Annotated in this window: 18 protein-coding genes; 8 read left to right on the top strand and 10 right to left on the bottom strand. The window is 46.5% G+C overall.

Annotation, left to right across the window (positions count from 1 at the left end; translation table 11 throughout):
• Nucleotides 1-674: 674 nt before the first annotated feature.
• On the top strand, nt 675-965 hold the full coding sequence (locus IAE48_RS11330) for a hypothetical protein (protein ID WP_200134422.1): 291 nt from the start codon (nt 675-677) through the stop codon (nt 963-965).
• Between the two features lie 57 nt (nt 966-1,022).
• Here the strand turns inward: IAE48_RS11330 and IAE48_RS11325 are convergent, their stop codons facing one another.
• Complete coding sequence (locus IAE48_RS11325; protein WP_094420628.1) at nt 1,023-1,265, bottom strand: biofilm development regulator YmgB/AriR family protein; 243 nt, start codon at nt 1,263-1,265, stop codon at nt 1,023-1,025.
• A gap of 943 nt (nt 1,266-2,208) precedes the next feature.
• Here IAE48_RS11325 and IAE48_RS11320 point away from each other — a divergent pair.
• Together IAE48_RS11320 and IAE48_RS11315 are read left to right on the top strand one after the other, a co-directional pair.
• The gene (locus IAE48_RS11320) at nt 2,209-3,783 is read left to right on the top strand and encodes a sensor domain-containing diguanylate cyclase (RefSeq protein ID WP_200134468.1); all 1,575 of its coding nucleotides are present in this window, start codon (nt 2,209-2,211) and stop codon (nt 3,781-3,783) included.
• A gap of 328 nt (nt 3,784-4,111) precedes the next feature.
• Complete coding sequence (locus tag IAE48_RS11315; protein WP_200134421.1) at nt 4,112-5,896, top strand: EAL domain-containing protein; 1,785 nt, start codon at nt 4,112-4,114, stop codon at nt 5,894-5,896.
• A gap of 599 nt (nt 5,897-6,495) precedes the next feature.
• Here IAE48_RS11315 and IAE48_RS11310 read toward each other — a convergent pair.
• A complete protein-coding gene (locus IAE48_RS11310; protein ID WP_200134420.1) occupies nt 6,496-6,909 on the bottom strand; it encodes a hypothetical protein in 414 nt (137 codons plus the stop codon).
• Here IAE48_RS11310 and IAE48_RS11305 point away from each other — a divergent pair.
• Nucleotides 6,873-8,522, top strand: a complete 1,650-nt coding sequence (locus IAE48_RS11305) for a methyl-accepting chemotaxis protein (RefSeq protein ID WP_200134419.1) — start codon at nt 6,873-6,875, stop codon at nt 8,520-8,522. The genes IAE48_RS11310 and IAE48_RS11305 overlap by 37 nt on opposite strands.
• 132 nt (nt 8,523-8,654) lie before the next feature.
• Here IAE48_RS11305 and IAE48_RS11300 read toward each other — a convergent pair whose 3' ends face one another.
• The 7 genes from IAE48_RS11300 to IAE48_RS11270 form a co-directional block, all read right to left on the bottom strand.
• The gene (locus IAE48_RS11300) at nt 8,655-9,164 is read right to left on the bottom strand and encodes a DUF523 domain-containing protein (RefSeq protein WP_200134418.1); all 510 of its coding nucleotides are present in this window, start codon (nt 9,162-9,164) and stop codon (nt 8,655-8,657) included.
• Nucleotides 9,165-9,376: 212 nt separating this feature from the next.
• The gene (locus tag IAE48_RS11295; RefSeq protein WP_200134417.1) at nt 9,377-9,619 is read right to left on the bottom strand and encodes a hypothetical protein; all 243 of its coding nucleotides are present in this window, start codon (nt 9,617-9,619) and stop codon (nt 9,377-9,379) included.
• Between the two features lie 60 nt (nt 9,620-9,679).
• The gene (locus IAE48_RS11290; RefSeq protein WP_370569024.1) at nt 9,680-9,988 is read right to left on the bottom strand and encodes a serine hydrolase; all 309 of its coding nucleotides are present in this window, start codon (nt 9,986-9,988) and stop codon (nt 9,680-9,682) included.
• A gap of 165 nt (nt 9,989-10,153) precedes the next feature.
• Nucleotides 10,154-10,357, bottom strand: a complete 204-nt coding sequence (locus IAE48_RS11285; RefSeq protein WP_200134416.1) for a serine hydrolase — start codon at nt 10,355-10,357, stop codon at nt 10,154-10,156.
• A 1,147-nt stretch (nt 10,358-11,504) separates the two neighbouring features.
• The gene (locus IAE48_RS11280; protein ID WP_200134415.1) at nt 11,505-11,834 is read right to left on the bottom strand and encodes a DUF6572 domain-containing protein; all 330 of its coding nucleotides are present in this window, start codon (nt 11,832-11,834) and stop codon (nt 11,505-11,507) included.
• Between the two features lie 768 nt (nt 11,835-12,602).
• Nucleotides 12,603-13,049, bottom strand: a complete 447-nt coding sequence (locus tag IAE48_RS11275) for a hypothetical protein (RefSeq protein WP_200134414.1) — start codon at nt 13,047-13,049, stop codon at nt 12,603-12,605.
• A 411-nt stretch (nt 13,050-13,460) separates the two neighbouring features.
• Entirely contained in the window at nt 13,461-16,469 is a 3,009-nt protein-coding gene (locus IAE48_RS11270; protein WP_200134413.1) for a Tn3 family transposase, read from the bottom strand.
• Between the two features lie 163 nt (nt 16,470-16,632).
• On the opposite strand from IAE48_RS11270, the gene IAE48_RS11265 reads away from it, so the two are divergent.
• Both IAE48_RS11265 and IAE48_RS11260 read left to right on the top strand, forming a co-directional pair.
• Complete coding sequence (locus tag IAE48_RS11265; protein WP_200134412.1) at nt 16,633-17,190, top strand: recombinase family protein; 558 nt, start codon at nt 16,633-16,635, stop codon at nt 17,188-17,190.
• Between the two features lie 26 nt (nt 17,191-17,216).
• Nucleotides 17,217-18,230, top strand: coding sequence for a S9 family peptidase (locus IAE48_RS11260; protein WP_200134411.1), 1,014 nt, complete (start codon nt 17,217-17,219; stop codon nt 18,228-18,230).
• Here the strand turns inward: IAE48_RS11260 and IAE48_RS24325 are convergent.
• On the bottom strand, nt 18,184-18,537 hold the full coding sequence (locus IAE48_RS24325; RefSeq protein ID WP_370569023.1) for a GNAT family N-acetyltransferase: 354 nt from the start codon (nt 18,535-18,537) through the stop codon (nt 18,184-18,186). The two genes, IAE48_RS11260 and IAE48_RS24325, sit on opposite strands and share 47 nt — an antisense overlap.
• 651 nt (nt 18,538-19,188) lie before the next feature.
• Here IAE48_RS24325 and IAE48_RS11250 point away from each other — a divergent pair.
• A complete protein-coding gene (locus IAE48_RS11250; RefSeq protein ID WP_200134410.1) occupies nt 19,189-19,752 on the top strand; it encodes a helix-turn-helix domain-containing protein in 564 nt (187 codons plus the stop codon).
• Nucleotides 19,749-20,276, top strand: a complete 528-nt coding sequence (locus IAE48_RS11245) for a GNAT family N-acetyltransferase (protein WP_200134409.1) — start codon at nt 19,749-19,751, stop codon at nt 20,274-20,276. Before IAE48_RS11250 ends, IAE48_RS11245 begins: the two co-directional genes overlap by 4 nt.
• Nucleotides 20,277-20,278: the final 2 nt, after the last annotated feature.

The following is a 20,278-nucleotide window of genomic DNA, read 5'->3' as shown; positions in this document are numbered from 1 at the left end:
AGCCATTGTGCCTGGCCGGCTGAAAACAGATAAGTTTGTTACGCTGCCCGGCAGCAGGACCGGAAGTGGTAATAAGGAAACTCAGACATAACCCACGATGAAAGTACAATATATTATACATTATACATAGGTGAGAGATAGTCACTGTCTAGTGACAGGGCTCACCCTGATAACCAGGTGCTTAATCACGATATCTTGCCGGGGTCTGAACCGGTACTGAAATGCCCGCATACGGGAGCAGTCCTGCCTGACAGCCTTTGCGCGGGTCTGATGAGTTATTGCTATTTATCGTTGCCTCAATGTTGGCGCTGGTGTGTCATGCTGTGGGATCAAAGAGCACAAATATGACTGTTGTAACTACTTTGTGTTTCTTTACCGCTAATCATCTTTGTCTTTCTGGACAGTGAATGTGCCTTTTTCCTGCATAGATTTTCCTGAAAGGATGTCAGATCAATTTTTGCAACTCAGTATGCTGTTTTGCCGCCCGGTAACCGCGCATGTGAACATTATTCGACACCGACAAAGCATAATGCTCAGGAGAAAGTTGCTGGTCGGCGGGCGGTAAAGTTTTGTATTAACAATCATGCTGAACCATACTTGTGACTCGTGGAATATTCCTGGTTAAATTCATCCTTAAAGAGTACTGGTTTAGTTACGGGCAGGAGACATTAAGCATGGGAAGAGCTGATACAGAAAGGGATTCCGGCAAACTAATCGGACGGGCGGTAATGATTTTAATGGACAGGAAGGAGGACATTACCCTGGCTTCTGTGCTGAAAGTACTGATGGATTTTAAGATGAACGCTTTCAGCACAGAACAAGTGAGCGCCTGTACCCTGGCTATCACCGATGTAAAGTCAGCCATAGCAGTCAGCTCAAGGGAAAAAGCAACCATGAGGGACAAAGAGTTGACCGGGACAGGCACATATCACAGGTACCCGGACATAGCTGCTATCCTCCATTAATCCTGACTAAAAAAAGCCTCCGACTGACGGAGGCAATATCTGGCAGATCAGGAAAACTTACAAATCTTCCAGTGTGATATGAACAATTATCTCGAGCGCATTACGTAAAATGTCGTTCTGCACGACATCGGTTTCCGTTTCGAGGCGACTGATAAGGGCGAGCATCAGGTCTTTATTGGTTATAACATCCTTCTCAGCCTTTAATGAAAGTGTTACTTCATCGATAACACGTTGTTCATCTTCGTGAGCAATGTGAGTGCCGGGCGAGACCAGGGATAATGCGGCAGTAGAGTTAGCCATTATAAACTCGCTAAAAAAGCGTCGTAATCCGCCATAGCGGGCCAGTTGCAAAGTGCAGTTGCAGGTTGTACAACTTTTTTGATTAACTGTACAACTTCAGCAATCTAGCCGGGACACGTCTGTTTTGCAATAAGTTGCAAAGATATATTTTAGATGTGTGCAGTATGATTTTGATGCAGTTTGCTTCTTTTCCGTCTGGTTGTTCACCCTGCATCATGTAGCAGCCTGTCTGCGTCTGTGGTAAAAATTCATCTGGTAGCTTTTACTGTCAAATGGCTCAACTGCAAGACTATACACAAAATCTGAGGTGGTACAAAACAGCCCGAAACCGCCAGGACAGGCGTGCAGTTTTCTGGTTCCGTTTTGCCGACCGCCTGCACGGTCTGCATGGGCGCGTTTTTCGATGCCTGAATTTTTTCAGTGCTGCTTCTTCCCGCCCGGATATGTTGTGCAACATGCTTCTGACCCACTCCTGACGTTTTCGTATCTAACTCTGCTGCTGTGACACTAGCCTCTGAGCATCTCTAGCAGATCATTTACCGGCGCCTCATTACGCACGGCGATTACCACATCCAGGTCAATCGCCCGCCGCCTGCCAAGTATGATAGTAAAACACATGGTATCGTTAATTCCGTCTTGCGTCTGAGGACTCTACCTGTACAGAGAAGAAAAAGCAGAATGAGGATGCTGACCCCGGAACCAGACGCAACAATTTTTTAATTGAAGATTTGTCGTCAGTTAAAAAACATACGGGGCCACTGTCCGACGAAAAGGAATGGCCGCTGTGTAACTCTGGACAGCCTTGCTTGTATTTTAGACAATATTTACCTCGGCCTTTTTTGACCCGAGACAGCTCCTGACAAATCCCCTGCATTGATGGCTATATTCTGTTCACCATACTGGTAAACTGCCGCATCTTTGGATGGCTGATAACTGGATAAACATGTTCAACAGGAAATACCGCCTTCGCACCCTCATGCTGACGCTTTCGGTTGGCGGGATCCTGCTGACTTCTTTGCTGCTTCTGGGATCGCTCACACTTTTTCAGAAAGGTAATATCGAGGCCAGCCTCCTAGAAGGTAATATCGCATATGCCCGGAAACTGGCCGATACGACAGATCGATATCTTGCCACAGCACAACGCGAACTTGCCTACAGCGCCAGCCTTATAACACAGCTAAATGATAAACCCCGGCTGGTTCAGGAAACCGAACGACTGCGGCTGCAGTCAGGTTTTTTCAATTCGGTTGTTATTGTTAACGCTGATGCTGTCATCGCCGCTACCTCACCGGAAAGTCTGGATCTTATAGGCGTCAGGCTCAGCTCTGCTGCAAGCAAACGGGCGATAAAAGAAAAAAACGCATTCATATCGGAACCCTTTGTTTCCGCAGCTGGTAATTACGTCGTATTCCTTTCCCAGCCGTTATTTTCAACTGATGGTGAGTATCTCGGTTACATCGGGGGCACCATTTATCTAAAAAAACAAAGTATGCTCAGTGAAATACTGAGTCAACATTTTTACGGTAAACAGACCGAAGTGAGTGTGGTAACCAAAGATGAACGCATAATTTTCAGTCAGAAGCAGGCTCTGGTTGGTACACATATCCAGTCTGATCCTGCGTTGCTTGAACGTCTGGCCACCGCCCGAAGCGGGCATTTCGTGGATACCAGCAGCAGGGCGGGACTCATCGGGTTCGCCAGCCTGAACCAGGCCGACTGGCGCGTCCTGATATCCGGCACATCCGACAGTGTCTCGCATATCCTGTACCGGAGCGCTCTTAATGCAGGCTGGTTTACACTCGCCATCATTGCTCTTACTGTGGCCATTGTAACGTATTTCTCAGCACGGCTTTCTGCACCTCTTGAAAAACTTGCTGAGTTCACCCGTACCAGTGACAGTGAAGGCACGCTCCGGCAACTCGCAATGCTTAATCCGGGCTATCAGGAAGCGGAACGGCTGCGGGAGTCTGTCAGCCACCATCTCAAGCTAATAACCCGCCGGGTGAGCGTCCTCAGTGAGGAAGCCATGAAAGATCCTCTTACCGGCCTGTATAACCGCAAAGGTTTCAGTTCACAGGTCAATGGTTATCTTCTCTCAGGTAATCACAGCATCGTCGCCATTGACATCGATTATTTCAAAAGAGTTAATGACCATCACGGTCATACCGGAGGAGATGCGGTACTGGTTGCTCTCAGTAATAAATTACTGAATTTATGCCGGAGCTGCGATATTGTGAGCCGTTCCGGTGGTGAGGAATTCATTATTTTCCTCCCTCATACCGGGCGTGAAGCCGCTGCAGCTACGGCAGAACGGATACGCGCATCTGTTTTTAACGAGATATTCCCCTTTACGGGCCATCTTACCCTTTCTGCCGGTGTCGCAGCGCTTGATGACTGTGGTGACAATCTCAGTCTCGCATTGCACCAGGCTGATCTTGCTCTTTACGAGGCGAAAGGAGCAGGCAGAAATGGGGTGGTGGTCAGTGCTCCGGATGGTATGTCGCGCTATCCGGAATAAAACGAAACCAACGGCGTGCACCACTGACACACCCTACCTGTTTCATGCTGCTTTCTGTAAGGTGCCGCCACATTTCACAGGCTCAGAAGGAATGAAGATATGTAAAAGAATCCTGTCACCTTCTGGAACTTTGTCGGGGAAATAAGCCTGTAAAAGGCGTTTTTTTTATCTATTACCCTGTCTTTTTACAGATATTATCAGTACAGATCATATTTGCACCTGGCTAACATTGCCTGCCGGTATGCTTCCATCCTGCTGTAACAACCCTGTCGTTTTCAGCAACTCCTCAATTTAAGACCCACCGTCCACAGCCGGTTGGGAGGCAACAATGTTACTCAATATCGGCGACGACAAAGAACGTCATTTTCTGGCGTTACAGGCACTACTCAACCCGGATGACAGCCGCGATGATGTACTGCGCAAAATCACGCAGTTAGCTGCAAGAATGTTAAAAATACCGGGCAGTTTTATTTCCGTGCTGGATGATGAGAACCAGTATGTGCGGGCAGCAATCAACTTTCGTCTGGAGACCTCTTCACGGGTTAACTCTTTTTGCCGCTACGCCGTGGACAGCGGTAACCCGTTTATTGTTCCGGACACCCTTCAGGATGCCCGTTTTGCCGCGCATCCGCTGACCCTTTCCAGCCCGTTTATTCGCTTCTATGCGGGCGTGCCACTAACCACACGTGATGGCATCAAATTAGGCACACTTTGTGTAGTGGACACCAGCCCCCACATAATTACAAAAGAGCAGATTGATACTCTTCAGTTGCTGGGTGAACTGGCGATGTCGTTTCTTGAAGCCTGGCATTATGCCGGTCTGACGGATGCCATAACCGGGTTGCCCAACAAGTTGCATCTGTTACGCGATATCCAGCTGCTGGCCACAACGAATGATATTGCCGAACGTGACCTGATCCTGATTGACTGTATAGATATGCCCCGCGCGCATGAACTTGCGCGCACCCGAGGGATGACACCGATTGAGAACCTGCTGCGCGATATGGCGATTATGCTGCCCCTGCGCCTGCGCCCGCTCAGGTGCGGAAAACTCTACATGGTCGCAACAGGCCGTTTTGCCCTTCTAACTCATGTTTCCGATAAAATCTCAGCCAGCGTTGTTGCCAGTCGCTTACAGGGTGTCAGCGCCGAGCTTGAGCCGGGAATTTCCGTTGAGTTCAGAGTCCACACAGCTGGTAAGACATTCATCCCGGGAGAGTCATCCGCCAGAGAAGTTTTGAATAAGGCAGTCAGTGCATTACACCATCGTATTCGTCAGAATATTTTACTGTCACCAGAAAGCACCTGGGCAGACGAAGACGCGCCCTCTACACCTGCGCTGATGGATGAACTGCGACAGGCTATACAGGGTAACATGCCCGGGCTTTACCTCGTTTATCAACCAAAAATTTGCCTGCAGAGCGGTGTACCGGTAGGAATTGAAGCTCTTATTCGCTGGCGACATCCGCAAAAAGGCGAACTTTCACCGGGAATCTTTGTTCCTATCGCAGAGCATGCCGGCCTGCTACCCGATCTGACGAGCTGGGTTATCGCCAGTGTCATTACTCAGCTCAGGGGCTGGCACATCGCCGGCCTTGCAATACCCGTCTCGGTTAATGTGAGTATTCACGACATCTCAGCATCCGGTTTTGCAGACAGCCTTGAAGAACAAATGATTCGTGCCAGCCTGCCCACTCGTCTGTTGGGCATTGAGTGTCTGGAAACCGAACGGATCATTGAAAGCACCGCAGCAATTGAGGGGCTGGAAGATCTGAAACTGCGCGGGTTTCCTATTTCTCTGGATGATTTTGGCACCGGTTACAGCAACATCAGTTACCTGCGTCGTATGCCGATTGATATCATTAAACTGGACCGGAGCCTGATTTCCCGGCTCTCGCAGGATACCGGGGCGCGTATTATCGCGCGAAGCATCATTTCTATGCTGAAAGAGCTGGATTATATCGTGCTGGCGGAAGGAGTGGAGAATTCACAGACCGGCGAGACTCTGCAAAAATATGGCTGCGATCAGGCTCAGGGTTATCTCTATGCCCGTCCACTCCCTGCCGAGGAAATGCGCAACTGGCTCGAGCTGAAGTTGACCAGTCTGAAATAACATTACTTGTCTGCCACTTATTGCTTCCTGATGCATCTGTTTAAGAGACCACGCTGCACCTCGACAATTCAGAAGCACGAGACACAAACTAAAAGACAGTGATGAAGGAAAGACTGAAAAAACGGTGCGCCCCCTATAAGATCATAATCAGCAGGCAGCATGAACTTCGACTGCGCAAGCAGAGCTCCCGGGTCATCGGCCCTTGCGCTGCGATCTGCTATTGTTAGAAAACTATTGAATGAGCGCTTGTCTACAGTAATGAAATCTGGCGCAGGTTCGTTTTTTCAAAAACCTGCGCTGATTAAAGCCCAAAGCAAGACCGTTTGGGGCCAGACAATTGTAATGGCGACCCGTCTTCATGCGTGACAACATGGTTCCAGACCAGCACCTTACTGAATTTGACATAAGTCGCAATGATTTGCCTATAATAGTTAAAAAATAAATCACCGTTATAACTTGATGGTGTCAGTGATGTCGCTGGCACCTTTTTTTTGTGACTGACTACAGTAGCTTATGCCCTTCTCTCACTGCGAACCCATTAATTGATCGGGTAATCTACTGAAATACCCACGTTAAAACACGTCTTTCAATCCATTGCTTCAGAGCTGGAGGTGTATCCTTACTACCAGATAAAACGTGAATGTTGATTTGCCGCTCCCGTGAGCGGCTTTTTTTATCGGCTTAGCAAAGTACAAGGCAGAAATTATCACCTCCTCTTCAGCCAGTCTGACCTGATCCTCACTGTTTAACATACTGCGATGCCCATAATTTTCGCCAATAATCTGCGGGTCCGGTGATGCAGAAGAAGATTTTTGATTCCTCAAGACAGCCAAAACCTTAATGCCATCTACTGTAAAACCCGACAGATTCAGCAGCTTTTCCTTTCCCTCACCTAAATTTTCTGTCTTCGTTGCCGAAAACAAGTATGTAACAACTTCTTTTCTGTTTAATTTTTTACAACACTGGTGGACGACTGATGACAATTGCGCAGCGGCTTTTTCTGAGCTTTTCAATGCTTACCATATCCCTTATATCTGTAGTGTTAATCGCGGTTCTTGTTGTGACGGGGTTCCAGTCCCGGTTTCAGTATGTTCAAAGTAATGCGATACCTTCAATTATCGATTTAGGCAAGCAAATTGATGCTGGTAATGAGTTGATTATATGGCTCTATCGACATCAAAGTGCCACCCAGTCAGATCGACAGGCTCAACTTGAGAATGAAATCAAGCGTCAGATAAATAACCTGAAATCCCTTAACCAGTATTACCTGGACAATGATATTTCCAGTGATGAAGACAGGATTTTGACACAGGGTGCATTCGGGACTATTACCCAGATTGAACAGAAATTACCCGCTTTTCTGAAAGGATCAGCGGCTCAAAACGACGTTGTTTCATTGTCAGAGCTGCAAGGTAACTCGGGTGTCGGCCAGCAAATTCGCAGCTTGATCCAGGGTTATCAGAAGCAGTTGGCTCTCAACGTCAGTATCGGCGAAGGACTCAAGAAAGATAACCAACACATTTACACAATGACTTTCTGGAGTCTCATTCTGGGCTCTGCTGCTGTAATACTTATCCTTGGTGCTGTGGTGATTAAAACTATCATCAGTATTCGAAGGAGCCTGGAAGCAATGCGTCTCACCATGGAAAAGACCAGTTCCTCTTTAGATCTCACAATACGGGCAGATTCAGCACGCAGGGACGAAATTGGGCTGACGGCATTGTCATTCAATCATCTGGTAGAGCGCTTCGCTACTTCTCTGTCAGAAGTCAGTCATTCTTCTTATTCGGTAAGCGCGGCTTCCGCACAAATATCTGCCGGTAATGAAGATCTGTCTTCACGCACGGAAGAGCAGGCTGCCTCACTGGAGCAAACGGCGGCGAGCATGGCTGAGCTGTCTGAAACAGTACGACAAACGGCAGAAAATACTCAGGTTGCAAGTCAGCTGGCTAGAAACGCGCGCGCGATTTCGGATAACAGTTCAGTCAGGGTTAAAAATCTGCAGGATACAATGACCGACATTCGGAACAGCTCAGCAAAGATTACAGACATCATTGCGCTGATCGAAGGGATAGCTTTTCAGACCAATATTCTCGCACTTAACGCAGCGGTTGAAGCGGCTCGTGCAGGCGAACAGGGTCGGGGATTTGCCGTCGTGGCAGGTGAGGTCCGTAACCTTGCTCAACGTTCATCATCTTCCGCTAAAGAGATAAAAGAACTAATCGAATCATCTATGGGGTATGTTGAAGCCGGGGCAAATCAGGCAGAGGATGTAGGTCGCAACATGGTTGATATGAATGATGCAGTTCGCCAGGTTGCCGATTTGATAGATGAAATTTCCATTGCCGCTCAGGAACAAATGCAGGGCATTGGGCAGGTTCACCAGGCTGTGAACCAGATGGATGATGTGACGCAACAGAATGCGGCTCTTGTTGAAGAGGCCTCAGCAGCATCACGCTCATTGATGGATCAAGCCGATGGTCTTAAACAGCTGGTTTCGGCGTTTGTGATAGTCAAATCTGAGATAACAAACCATGATAAGGAAAAAACAAGAAATAAGCCGGTTAGTTTGTTAACTGCCGAAAATGCTAAAGAAGATCAGTCGGAAAACTGGAAACGATTCTGATACCAAACCCGCCCCTAATGGGGCGGGTATAACTGTTTGTTTTGGATTTTTAAAAAAGTATCACCTGGCCAGCCATGCCATCTCTGCCTTAACGTCTGTTAAAGGTCAGAAGCGGAACGGCTTCTCATACACTCAGCCAGAGGTTAAGTTCCCTTCTCTTTCTTCAACCCATAGAATTAGCTCCGAGAGCTGTTCTTCTGAGAATACAACTATACCATTACTGGCAAGTAGTGATGCGGCTACACCCATACCACTTTTTCGGATATTGTTAAAAGACCCGTCATAGATATGACGACTACCACATGTTGGGCTTCCGTCAGTTAACAAAGCAGCGCGACAACCAGATTCCTGGGCCGCACGCAGAGCCAGCCAGGCTGCAAGCTGATAATGTTCAGTAACATCTCGCCCGGAATTCTCAATTATTCTGGCACGACCACGCATTACCTCGTTCCCGTCACCAGACATGATTTCAGCTGGTGGGCGAGGTATCGTCAACCCGGCCGCCAGTTCAGGGCAGTGCACCACTAACCGCTTTTCCTGTTGCCACTGAGACAGTTTATCTGTCACCTTAGCTTTATCACTTCCGTTGTAACGAACCTTGAAGCCCATCAGGCAAGCACTTATAAGAATTTTATATATCATCTTTTTTCTGGTTCAGATGATGAAAGATGCAGATTGTACCATTTATCATATATGATTTATCGAACTTTTAAATTCACCCTAAAATCAAACTTGCTTGCAACGGGTACGCATTACATGGTGCTTGCTTGAGCTAGAAGCCGGCCTTAGGTCTTGACACGTGTTTGATGTATACCAAGAGAAAATGAAGTTTTTGCTCTATATATTCATTGCCATCATGCCATTAAATAGTTTAAGGGCAGTCGCAGATACATCGTAATCTTCAATGTTGGATAATATTGCAAGAGTAAAGTTTCATGTTGCGAACGTATAAAATAGCTTTCTCTACCAAAAGTAGAGCCAAGGTGGCAATAGATTTCACCTGAAGCATTTTTATCCAACTCAATGCCAAAACAGTAAGAGTTATGCTCTTCAACCATAATACCTGCATCAGTAAGTCCGGGAAGCGGAGTAAGCATTTTCCTTATTAATACATCGCCCCCTACCAGACCAAAGGAAAAATTTAGCCCCCATTACATTCAGTCACCAGCAGATGAATGGACAAGGCCTGCCCCCATCACTCCCCATGGGCTGAATACAGGAGAAAATACGTTATTTTCATTTTTATGATAACCACTTACTGCTACTTCCATCCTGGCTAACCCATCAGAATCAAAAGAGTTATGCATCCTTAAAGTGTAGAATATCTCTTTTTTCACAAAATCAGCAAAGCTTGTTCCGGAAACATTTTCAACCACCTGAGCAAGAAATATATATCCAGTGTTGCTATATTCATGCTTCGTGCCCGGAGTAAAATGAAGGTGCCTCTCTTCGAAAACTCCAGCAATTATTCTTTCTGATTTAAATTCAGAAAAATAATCTACCCCTTTTTTTCTTAGCTATATCAAACAGGCATGGAAGTCCTGATGTATGATAAATGAGAATCTCAAGACTTATATCATCTTCAATTACAGCAGCTTCAGGAATGTATTGAGAAAGCAGATCGTTTGATTTTAGCGCCCCCCTTTTTTTTCAAGAAGAAGAATACTGAATGCTGTAAATTGTTTTGATACAGATGCAATATCAAATATACTATTTCGATCTATTGGTGAGTTAGTTGGTGTATCTTCAACGCCCTCGCTGAATTGAAAAGACCTTCCATCATCATATTGCATAAGGGCGATGCCCCCGGGTGTATTGATTAATGATTTTGTCATAGAGATAAACTGAAGCCGCTTTATTAGTAAACAAATAATTGTAACAGATAATAGCATGTTACTGGAGTAACTGCTTCTTTCCCGGGCTGCTATGGTCATTCTTTACATGATAATGTCCGATTAAACAGTGCATGTTTAATCATTATTGTGCATAATATCTCTGTTAATGTCAGCTTCTCGCACGAAGCGGTCATACATCCTCATTATCCCGAACTGTACATTGCCTCCTGCTACTAGTTGCTACTCAGAAAACCTATATAGATAACGAATGGGTTGCAGAGTATTAAATACCACCTCGCGCAAGCTGCGTAAGGTCGACATCATTGTTCACCACACGCAGACCTTCGAATATCGGATTAGGTTGAAGGTAGAAACAGATTTGATAGATAGATGAAACAGAAGCAAGTCGCTTAATTTATCAAGCGTGCTGTTTTAAAAATAAGTCAGGAGGCTGATTTATTGTTACCTCCAATAATATTGATTCATTTAAAAACATATCTCACCAAAAACAAACAAATTCCTCCGGCGAAAGCCAGAAAAGAAAAACAAAAATGCATGGCAATAACAAATTTAAAATGACGATCATTCTGATTGAATATTCTCTTTTTCCTGTTTATGTACATAGTTACAGTTCCTGTCCTGAAGCCCTTCATTGCAACATAAAACTCAAACATGCTACCACTAAAGAATCCCCACAACTGCCAATCCATACATCCACCATTACTGTTATTAAATATAATATTTATCCAGTCTTTTTATATCATAGTGAAATAAATAAATTAAGAATTAAATCACAAAAGAAACGACCCAAATCTCTTCTCAGTTACCATAGTCACATGCAGAGCATGTTAGCGTAAGCTTGTTATTGATCCTGTAGTAGTATGCTGGGTGCTGTCAGTCAGTCAGTCAGTCAGTCAGTCAGTCAGGGGAGTTTTGAGTTGCGCAACTGGCTGGTGAGCATCTTAATCGTGTGGCGCGTTATTACGTGAGTGCATGGCCTGTCCCCACAGATTTTTACATTCCAATATTAGTAACGTCCGCTTTGAGCGAGCATTTGTGTTTTTTTGACAGAAAATTTAAGGCTTCACCAACGAAGTCAGTTACAAATCAATGAGTAACGTACTACCATTGCTTGCATGTCAGTTTTTTATTCATCTACTCTTATTTTGAGTTCAATGCATAATTCTTTCAGGATATTAGTGACATGATTTAAAAAAAGGACTGCCTGAGATGGAGGTTCATATTTGAAAAAAATTTCGATGGCCTTTTTTGTCGTATGCACGGCAGGTGGAAAACTTTGATAGATTTCTTCTGATTCGATAAAGCGCAGATATGTGTTTATTTTTTCCTGAAGCATATACAGGTGCTCATCAAACGCCCCCCAGTCCAGATGATCAGAAATCCCAAGGGTCACTTCATAAGGAGCTTCTATCGGTATACCAATACAGTCAATTGTTTTAAGGTCTTCTACTGACATAAATTACCTGCCTATTCTCCGGGCTGGATGATTAATTATCCCAGTAAGATAGCATAGAACCTCCCCCGTGTGAACCACTGTCAGTTGCTAAACATAACCATAGTAAATTGAATTCATAATGTGCTCTGGCGCTAATAAAAAACAAACTGATGCCATTAAACTAGCTACTAGCGACAAGCAGAAAACAACATCCGGCTCTCCGGTTTGTTCCGGACACAGAAAATACTTTTAAAACCTGGATGCAAATTTGTATCATAAAGATGAACATCAAAAATAAGACAGGCTTAAGAACATAATCTGGATGATTATGTTTACTGCTTCGGCGTAGGTATTAACTGGCATTCAGCCACAGCGGTAAGACCGGTATTTTTCACGCCTGGCATTACTTATGCCCGTGAAATTTATTATGTCCAACGTTACAAATCACCTGCCCAGTTCTGGTTTAAAGCTCTTTTTATTACCTTCACGGGGTTTGCTTTCGTTGGACTGGCAACGCTAATGCTGAATTCACGTTACTATCTCTTAGGAGCGTTAAGTGGCTTTCAATCATTAATAAAACTAATAGCGGCTCATTTGAGCTTATTAGTTTTTGGTTCTCCGCTCGAATACGTAAGGGGCAAGCTGACTGGACTAAATTTCGCGCGCGCGGATAGCAAATATTAGCAGTTTAAGATTTATGACTTCCCCTTGCCCTCCAGTAAGCAGGCCTATAGTCCGACCGCGCTAACCGGACTGCAAGGTTATTCAGGTGATTTTGTGACAAAATAGTCAGTCGTGACAGCTGAAGTGGACGAGGTATCTGCCATACTGTGCTTCAATGACAAACTCTTCGTACAGGGAGCCATACCACACTGGCGGGCTGGTGATGAGATTAAAGAACAGTGCATTACCTGTCATTTCATTGAGGTGATCTGTAAAATTGGCGAGGAGATTCTGCTTGAGTGAGAAAGGCAGAAGTTGCATGTCTTCATGCTCAAAGAACCATAAAGCCACTGTCTTCATAAATGTTTTTTGAGAGCATGCATTAAGATGCGGGTGCCAGTATGCAGCCGGAAACTTATCTGTGATGGACGAGTGATACATCGCCAAAGACGTCAGCATGCTGTCACTTTCCTCAAGTCTAATCACAAAATAGTCAGACACGCGGTTTGCCGCATCATTCATACAGCCTACAGCGCGCATAAATCCTGAAAGTCGTTCCGCATATTTGTCCATTTTGCCTTTCTAAGCGCGTTGCCCTATCCGAACTCGTGAATATAATTACATATTAAGAGTAACTTTTCTAGACATCACAACACGTCCCTTAGTGCATATTTTAAATAGCATTAGGGGATATTAGAACCTTGAACCGCCCCTCAATTGACCTAGACAAATTGTCTGTAACAACTTCCGCTTCTGTCGCAAAGCTGAATTTCAAAAATCGGTTTTCCCTGACAAAGCAACCACACCGTAGCCCGGTCGCTGCGTCCTGAAGGGTATACTTCGTCATCCAAATTTCGCCAGTATGTTGTGTCGGCACTGCGCAACGGGTGCAGCATCAGAGGTGATACAACATGCAGAAATTAACGTACGTTACGCCCGATACCGGTGAAAGGGGTTTGAGGGCCAATGGAACGAAAACGTACGCTAAGAAGGTAATTCATTGTTTAAATTAAAATTTAATTCTCTTAATTCCCCCTTCAAAATATCCTCCGGTAGCGTGAACGTATAATGCCCCAGCATATTGATATGCCCGTGCATCAGTGGGGATAACCGGGCGATATCTTCAACCCCGGTTTCTTCTCCATTCCTGCGCATCCAGCTCAGGGCTTCCTGCATATAAAGTGTGTTCCACAGTACCACTGCGTTAGTGACCAGGCCCAGTGCACCAAGTTGATCTTCCTGACCTTCACGATAGCGCTTTCTGATCTCACCGCGCTGCCCGTAGCAGATCGCCCTCGCCACAGCATGGCGGCCTTCTCCCCGGTTTAGCTGCGTCAGGATCCGCCGACGATAATCTTCATCATCAATATAATTTAGAAGGTACAGCGTCTTGTTGACGCGCCCCACCTCCATGATCGCCTGTGCCAGCCCTGATGGGCGCGAGCTTTTCAGCAAAGAGCGAATGAGTTCTGAAGCATGAATGGTGCCCAGTTTCAGCGAACCGGCGGTTCGCATCATCTCATCCCACTGATCCTCGGCTTTCGACAGATCGGCACAACCACGAGCCAGTTCGTCCAGTGCACCGTAATTTGCCGATTTATCCACCCGCCAGAATACTGCTTCACCGGCATCGGCAAGCCGAGGAGAAAACTGGTATCCGAGCAGCCAGAAAAGACCAAAAATAATGTCGCTGGTACCGGCTGTGTCTGTCATGATCTCAACCGGATTCAGCCCTGTCTGCTGCTCCAGAAGGCCTTCCAGCACAAAAATGGAATCACGTAATGTGCCGGGGACAACGATGCCGTGGAATCCAGAATACTGATCAGAGACGAAGTTGTACCAGGTGATGCCACGCCCGGAACCAAAATATTTTCTGTTAGGTCCTGAATTGACGGTTTTCACCGGCGTGACAAAGCGCATGCCGTCAGCTGAAGCCACTTCGCCGCCACCCCAGCGGCCAGCAAGCTCCAGTGTGGACTGAAAATTAACCAGGCGGACATTGGCGCTGACCAGCGTTTCTGCCCGGAGGTAATTCTGTTTCACCCAGCTGAGCCGGTAGCGCGTCAGCGCCGGTATATTGTGCTTTATCAGCGGTTCCAGCCCGATATTGCAGGCCTCAGCCATCAGGACCGCGCATAGGCTGATGTGCAGATCCTGCGCCCGGGCCCCGGATTCACTGACATGCGTAAACTCACGTGTAAAGCCCGTTCTGGCATCTATCTCAAGCAACAGTTCCGTCAAATCTACCGGCGGGAGTAGCTGCCTTACCCGACTGTTGAGACGATGCAACGATGGTGGCTCCTCTAGTTTCTCCAGGCTGCTGATAGTCAGGGAAGGATATTTACCGTCATGGCAGATATTAACCTCCGCATTTCCTTCAAAGCGGGATGCGACGGCTTTCCAGGTTTCATCCAGTTGGACCCCCAGCTGTTGCACGCCTTTATGTCCATCAGTGGGATGTCCCAGCGCCCGGCAGACGGGGACCCGCTGAGCCTGCCATTCTTCCCCCTGCAACAGCTTCTCGCGGGGATTGCCCCAGCGATCGCTGTTTTCGAGCCAGATGTCCCGTCGGCGTAGTGCATCCTGAAGGCGCTCGAGCAGACAAAGCGAGTAACCGGCACGCTGTATCCGGCCCTCCGCATCGTATATCAGGCGTTTCCAGGGACCGGTAATAATATGTTCAGGCGCATCGTCCAGGATGCGCTTTTTCGAGCCGTTCAGTTCGGTCAGATAATGAATGGCGGACAGCGTATGTTCTCCGGCTGGCGCTGCCTGGAAATGCAGGTCGCGCAATACCGCCGGAAGAAAACGCTTTACCCGCCCGTACTGTTCCACCATTTCGTCATGGAAATTGTTGTTCTGAGGCCGGGCCAGCTCATTTACCTTGCTGACAGATTCTGCTAGCCTGCTTTTCGGTATGCTGCTGAATATGGTCTCCCTCAGTTCAGCATCGTCAGCCTGCTCATCTAGCAACAATGAACATGCCCGCGCCAGCAGTAGCGCAGCACGGTCAAGGTCTTTCAGCGTCCTGAGCCGTTTTTTCTGCCCCGTTTTCTTCGCCGCACGAGTGATATCCAGTATCAGCATATCGAGCACATCAACGGCTTCATCCAGCGCCGCAGTCTCCTGTGCTTTAACGAATGCGGTGAGTACGGCCAGCTTTCTCTGCTGTGGCATTCGCGCGATATATTTTACCGACGCCATGCCTGCGTAACGTGCCAGATTACGTAGTTGAATAGCGGGCAGACCGGTAAAACTCATTCGGGAAAACTCCAGGTTTCGCAGCCGGATATACCGCTCCAGCGCTTCGGTAAATGCCGGTCCGCTGACGGTGACAGGTCCCTTTTTCAGTTGCTCCAGCGGTGAAATTCGCTGCCCCTCAGGAATGTCCAACAGCTCCGTCACGCGGGCGGTCTGCCAGCTGTCCGGCAACGCGGCCAGTTTCTTCCACAGCTGCTGATTTGCCCGTTCACGTATTTCACTGACGAGACGTACAAGTGTGGTTGCTCCGGGCAGCAGGACTTTATTCTGAAGCAGCCAGGCGGTGGCAAAATCAAACATCAGGCCGGGTCGCTCATTACTGAGCCATGCGCGGGTGTATAGCAGGCGCTTCAGGCGGAAAGACCAGGGGAAATCGCCAAATTCATGGTAACCGTAATATTCCTTAATCAGCGCAGTATGCTCTCTGAGGGTGGTATCCCGTTCTGCGTAGCGGGAAAGGACTTCCGGACGGTGGATATTAAGCTGCACCGCGACAAATTGCTGAACACCCGGCAGAACCCGGGTTAAATCTGTCAGAAAGGTCCCCAGAAAACGGGCGGTGGTGAGCTGAAGCGCAATTCCCAGCCGGTTATGCCTTCCCCGTCGCTGGTTAATGAAGGCAAGATCCCGCTCATCAAGATGAAAATAGCGCGCCAGCTGCACGTCATTGGGTTCTGCAACATAGCGACCATAATTCAGTTCCTGCTCAGTGGTCAGAAAATCGACGGGCATATCGGCCTCCCTGCCTGACGGTTATATATTAACAATTTCGCAACCGTCCGAAATATTATAAATTATCGGACATCGTAAAACGGCTACATTTATATGTCTATTAAATCGTAAATTTGTAATAATAGACAGTAGTTGTCCGATATTCGATTTAAGGTACATTTTTATGCGACTTTTTGGTTATGCTCGGGTCTCAACCAGTCAGCAGTCTCTTGATCTTCAGGTCAAAGCACTCAAAGACGCAGGTGTGAAAGCAAACCGTATATTTACGGATAAGGCATCCGGCAGTTCAATCTGCAAGGAGGGGTTGGACCTGCTGCGTATGAAAGTGGAAGACGGTGATGTTGTTCTGGTGAAGAAACTCGACCGTCTTGGTCGCGATACCGCCGATATGATCCAACTGATAAAGGAATTCGACGCCCAGGGAGTGGCTATCCGTTTTATCGACGACGGGATTAGTACCGACGGTGAAATGGGGAAAATGGTGGTGACGATTTTGTCTGCCGTGGCGCAGGCTGAGAGAAGAAGAATACTGGAGCGCACGAATGAAGGTCGACAGGAAGCCAGGCTGAATGGCGTTCGTTTTGGACGTAAACGAACTGTGGATCGGTCAAAAATAATAACCCTTATAAACAATGGATACAGTGCAACAAAAATATCACGGGAACTCAATGTTGCACGCTCGACTGTTTATAAAGTATTAAAAGAGTCAGCTGATATTTAATTTTTGCAAATTATAAAGAGTTATACATGATTAAATATATTGTGTCATTTTCAATTATGATTGTCATTCTTATTATTTTTATACTTACCCGATTATCTGATTTCGATCTTTCAGGGTTCAGGCAACAATATACTGTATCTTTTAAGCATAAAGACGATTTTCTGGTGGGGACGTTGGTTCTTCCTCCCGGTAAGGTTTCTCCTCCATTTGTGCTTTTAGTTCATGGAGACGGACCTCAGGACCGCTGGTCAGAAGGTGGATATATTCCATTGGTTAAATTCTTTGTCTCACAGGGAATTGCTGTTTTTTCATGGGATAAACCTGGTGTGGGTAATAGTACAGGTAACTGGCTGGCACAGACAATGTCAGATCGCGCAGAGGAGGCGGTTTTAGCGTTAAAAAAACTGAGAGAACAGCCAGAGCTGAAAAAAAGTCGCGGAGGTTATCTTGGCTTCTCGCAGGCAGGTTGGGTTGTACCGCAGGCAAGCCAACTGACAACAACTGAATTTACTGTACTGATAGGTGCGGCGATAAACTGGCGGGATCAGAGCATATACTATACAGGACAACGACTTAAAGTCGAAGGTCGCTCCCTGAATGATATTCAGGATGCTAAAAAACAAGAAGCAGTGGCTTTTGACCGCCAGTTTACAGAAGAAGCAGCTGTTCTTCCCTGCAACTCCCGATGTGCTCGACAGGACTTCGAACGCAGGAATTCCCTGGCTGATGCTACGAAAGATATTTCCGGCACACATACTCCGGTATTAATTCTGATGGGCAAGGATGACCGGAATGTAGACGCTGATGAAACAGCCGCGGTCTGGGCCAAAGCTCTACCAGCGGGCACTCCCCGCTGTATCAGGAAATTGCCGGGGGCAACTCACGGGCTTTTACGCAGCGAATGGTTTGATTATCAGCTGTCCTCTCAGTGGCCTTACTGGAAACAGGGATGGTTTCTGCTGTCAGGGAGATACGCATATTCGCCCGGGGCACTCAGGACTGTCTCATCATGGATCCTGAATCAGGACTGTGTGGACTGAACTGCATTCTTATTACTTGCCGAAAGCCAAACAGAGGGGCGGAAAAAAAGAGTTTTTTTCGCCCAGTTTCATAAAACCCGGTACGTTCATAAAGTCTCCTTGCCCCGTTATTCTCAGCAATAACATCCAGAGTAAGGTTTTTATCCTGCTGAACAGCTAAATATTTAATATGTGAAAGAAGGATTTGTCCAATCCCCATTCCCCGATAACACTCATTTACACATATACTTTCTATCATTAATTCATTAACGGCAGGCTTATAATCCAGCTTATTCATTATTAATGCGCGAACAAAACCTGCCGGGATACCGTATTCATTGAAAAAAGTGGCAAGTGTTGGATTAATAAACGCACACTGGCTACTTTTAATAGCAGCAAAACCAGCAAGCTGGCCGGCAGAATCAATCGCACATACGGTTTGCTCTGGATCGATACAACGCTCAAGAAATCACAGGGTCTTCTTCTCAGTTCCGAGAGTGAAACGCAATTTTCTGGAAAAAGCGTTCCAGAAAAGATGGAGAGCAGCACGGCATTGTCCGGTAGGTATCCCTCTAACGACAGAAACGGGAATAACAGTATCGGAATCTGACTGGAAATGGGGAAAACATTTATCAGGCATGGCAAGACCCTCTGTCGATGCATGTCATGCTACCAGAACATTTGTCTACCGAGCAATGTAAAAAACAGGGTAACGATTCATAGATAAATATAACTTTATCATATAGTTATGATCTTAGCGTACGTTTTCGTTCCGTTGGTCCTCAAACCCCGTGTATGGCCATTATGTTACGGTCGCGTCTGCTGAAACCGAACTGGGCTGCCCGATTGATGAGTATGGTAGCGGTAAGTCTGAGAGTGTGGCCTGGCTGATGCGCGAAGCATTGCAATAGTGCTTGACAGGATTCCAGTAATCTGTATTCTCTTTTGTGGGAATATATTCTCATAAAAGAGATTTAGCATGAACAATAAAGATTACAGAGCGCGATTAGCCACACGCCTGGCAGCGCTGCGCTTACAACATAACTGGTCGCTCGAGGATCTTTCCGCTGCATCAGGCATCAGCAGGGCATCCTTGTCACGCATTGAACGAAGTGAAGTCAGCCCGACAGCCGAGGTCCTCAACCAACTCTGTATGGTATACAGGATGACGATGTCCCGGCTTATTAGTGAGGTTGAACAGGCCGCAGATAATTTGTTCAGGGTTGATCAGCAAACCCTGTGGCAGGATGAGCTTAATGGATTTGAGCGACGCATGTTATTACCGCCTTCTAATCAGTTCAGATGCGAGATGGTCGATGGTAAATTGCGTCCGGGTTCTTTCATTGAATATTCAAACCCTCCGATTCAGGGGCTTGAACACTATATATGGTTATATTCCGGTGAATTAACAATTACGATGAACCGTGAAAAATGGACCTTGAAAGAAGGTAACAGTTTGCGTTTTCATTTATCAGGATCCTCATCATTTAGAGCTCATGAGAGCCTCGGTGCAAATTATATATTGGTGATATGTAAATCATGATTGAATATGAAATTATCAGTGCTACACAGGCGCATCAATGCTTACCGGAATTAGGTGACGTGCTACAGTCGTGTGTAAAAGATGGGGCAAGCGTAGGTTTTACTGATCCCTACGATCGTCGGGCAATAGATAGGTTCTGGAAAGATAAAATTTACAGCCTTGCCAGTCATGATTGCGAGTTATTAATAGCCCGTGACAATGGCTTTTTAGCCGCAACCGTCATCATTAACTATTGTGGCATTCCTAATGGGCGCCATCGCGCTGAGATATCCAAACTTCTCGTCCATCCACAGGCTCGTCGACAGGGCATTGCCCGGGAATTAATGCATCGGGCAGAAAAAAGAACTTGGGAAAAAGGAATCTCTTTACTTGTCCTTGATACACGGAGTGGAGATGTGGCCAGTGACTTATATATTTCCCAAGGGTGGCAGATAGCGGGGGAAATACCTTATTATGCTAAGTCAACTGAAAACCGCTTACACTCTACAACGTTTATGTATAAAATAAATGATTCCGGAGACTAATT

Origin of the sequence: Kosakonia sp. S57 (assembly GCF_016516575.1) — a bacterium.
GTDB lineage: Bacteria > Pseudomonadota > Gammaproteobacteria > Enterobacterales > Enterobacteriaceae > Kosakonia > Kosakonia cowanii.
Note: the sequence above shows the minus strand (reverse complement) of the source record. Positions and strands in the feature narration are given on the sequence as shown.

What these genes read in the sequence shown, in the direction of transcription:
- IAE48_RS11330 (WP_200134422.1), top strand. Translation starts at nt 675, where the DNA reads ATGGGAAGAGCTGATACAGAAAGGGATTCCGGCAAACTAATCGGACGG.
- IAE48_RS11325 (WP_094420628.1), bottom strand. Translation starts at nt 1,265, where the DNA reads ATGGCTAACTCTACTGCCGCATTATCCCTGGTCTCGCCCGGCACTCAC.
- IAE48_RS11320 (WP_200134468.1), top strand. Translation starts at nt 2,209, where the DNA reads ATGTTCAACAGGAAATACCGCCTTCGCACCCTCATGCTGACGCTTTCG.
- IAE48_RS11315 (WP_200134421.1), top strand. Translation starts at nt 4,112, where the DNA reads ATGTTACTCAATATCGGCGACGACAAAGAACGTCATTTTCTGGCGTTA.
- IAE48_RS11305 (WP_200134419.1), top strand. Translation starts at nt 6,873, where the DNA reads ATGACAATTGCGCAGCGGCTTTTTCTGAGCTTTTCAATGCTTACCATA.
- IAE48_RS11300 (WP_200134418.1), bottom strand. Translation starts at nt 9,164, where the DNA reads ATGATATATAAAATTCTTATAAGTGCTTGCCTGATGGGCTTCAAGGTT.
- IAE48_RS11295 (WP_200134417.1), bottom strand. Translation starts at nt 9,619, where the DNA reads ATGCTTACTCCGCTTCCCGGACTTACTGATGCAGGTATTATGGTTGAA.
- IAE48_RS11285 (WP_200134416.1), bottom strand. Translation starts at nt 10,357, where the DNA reads ATGACAAAATCATTAATCAATACACCCGGGGGCATCGCCCTTATGCAA.
- IAE48_RS11280 (WP_200134415.1), bottom strand. Translation starts at nt 11,834, where the DNA reads ATGTCAGTAGAAGACCTTAAAACAATTGACTGTATTGGTATACCGATA.
- IAE48_RS11275 (WP_200134414.1), bottom strand. Translation starts at nt 13,049, where the DNA reads ATGGACAAATATGCGGAACGACTTTCAGGATTTATGCGCGCTGTAGGC.
- IAE48_RS11270 (WP_200134413.1), bottom strand. Translation starts at nt 16,469, where the DNA reads ATGCCCGTCGATTTTCTGACCACTGAGCAGGAACTGAATTATGGTCGC.
- IAE48_RS11265 (WP_200134412.1), top strand. Translation starts at nt 16,633, where the DNA reads ATGCGACTTTTTGGTTATGCTCGGGTCTCAACCAGTCAGCAGTCTCTT.
- IAE48_RS11260 (WP_200134411.1), top strand. Translation starts at nt 17,217, where the DNA reads ATGATTAAATATATTGTGTCATTTTCAATTATGATTGTCATTCTTATT.
- IAE48_RS11250 (WP_200134410.1), top strand. Translation starts at nt 19,189, where the DNA reads ATGAACAATAAAGATTACAGAGCGCGATTAGCCACACGCCTGGCAGCG.
- IAE48_RS11245 (WP_200134409.1), top strand. Translation starts at nt 19,749, where the DNA reads ATGATTGAATATGAAATTATCAGTGCTACACAGGCGCATCAATGCTTA.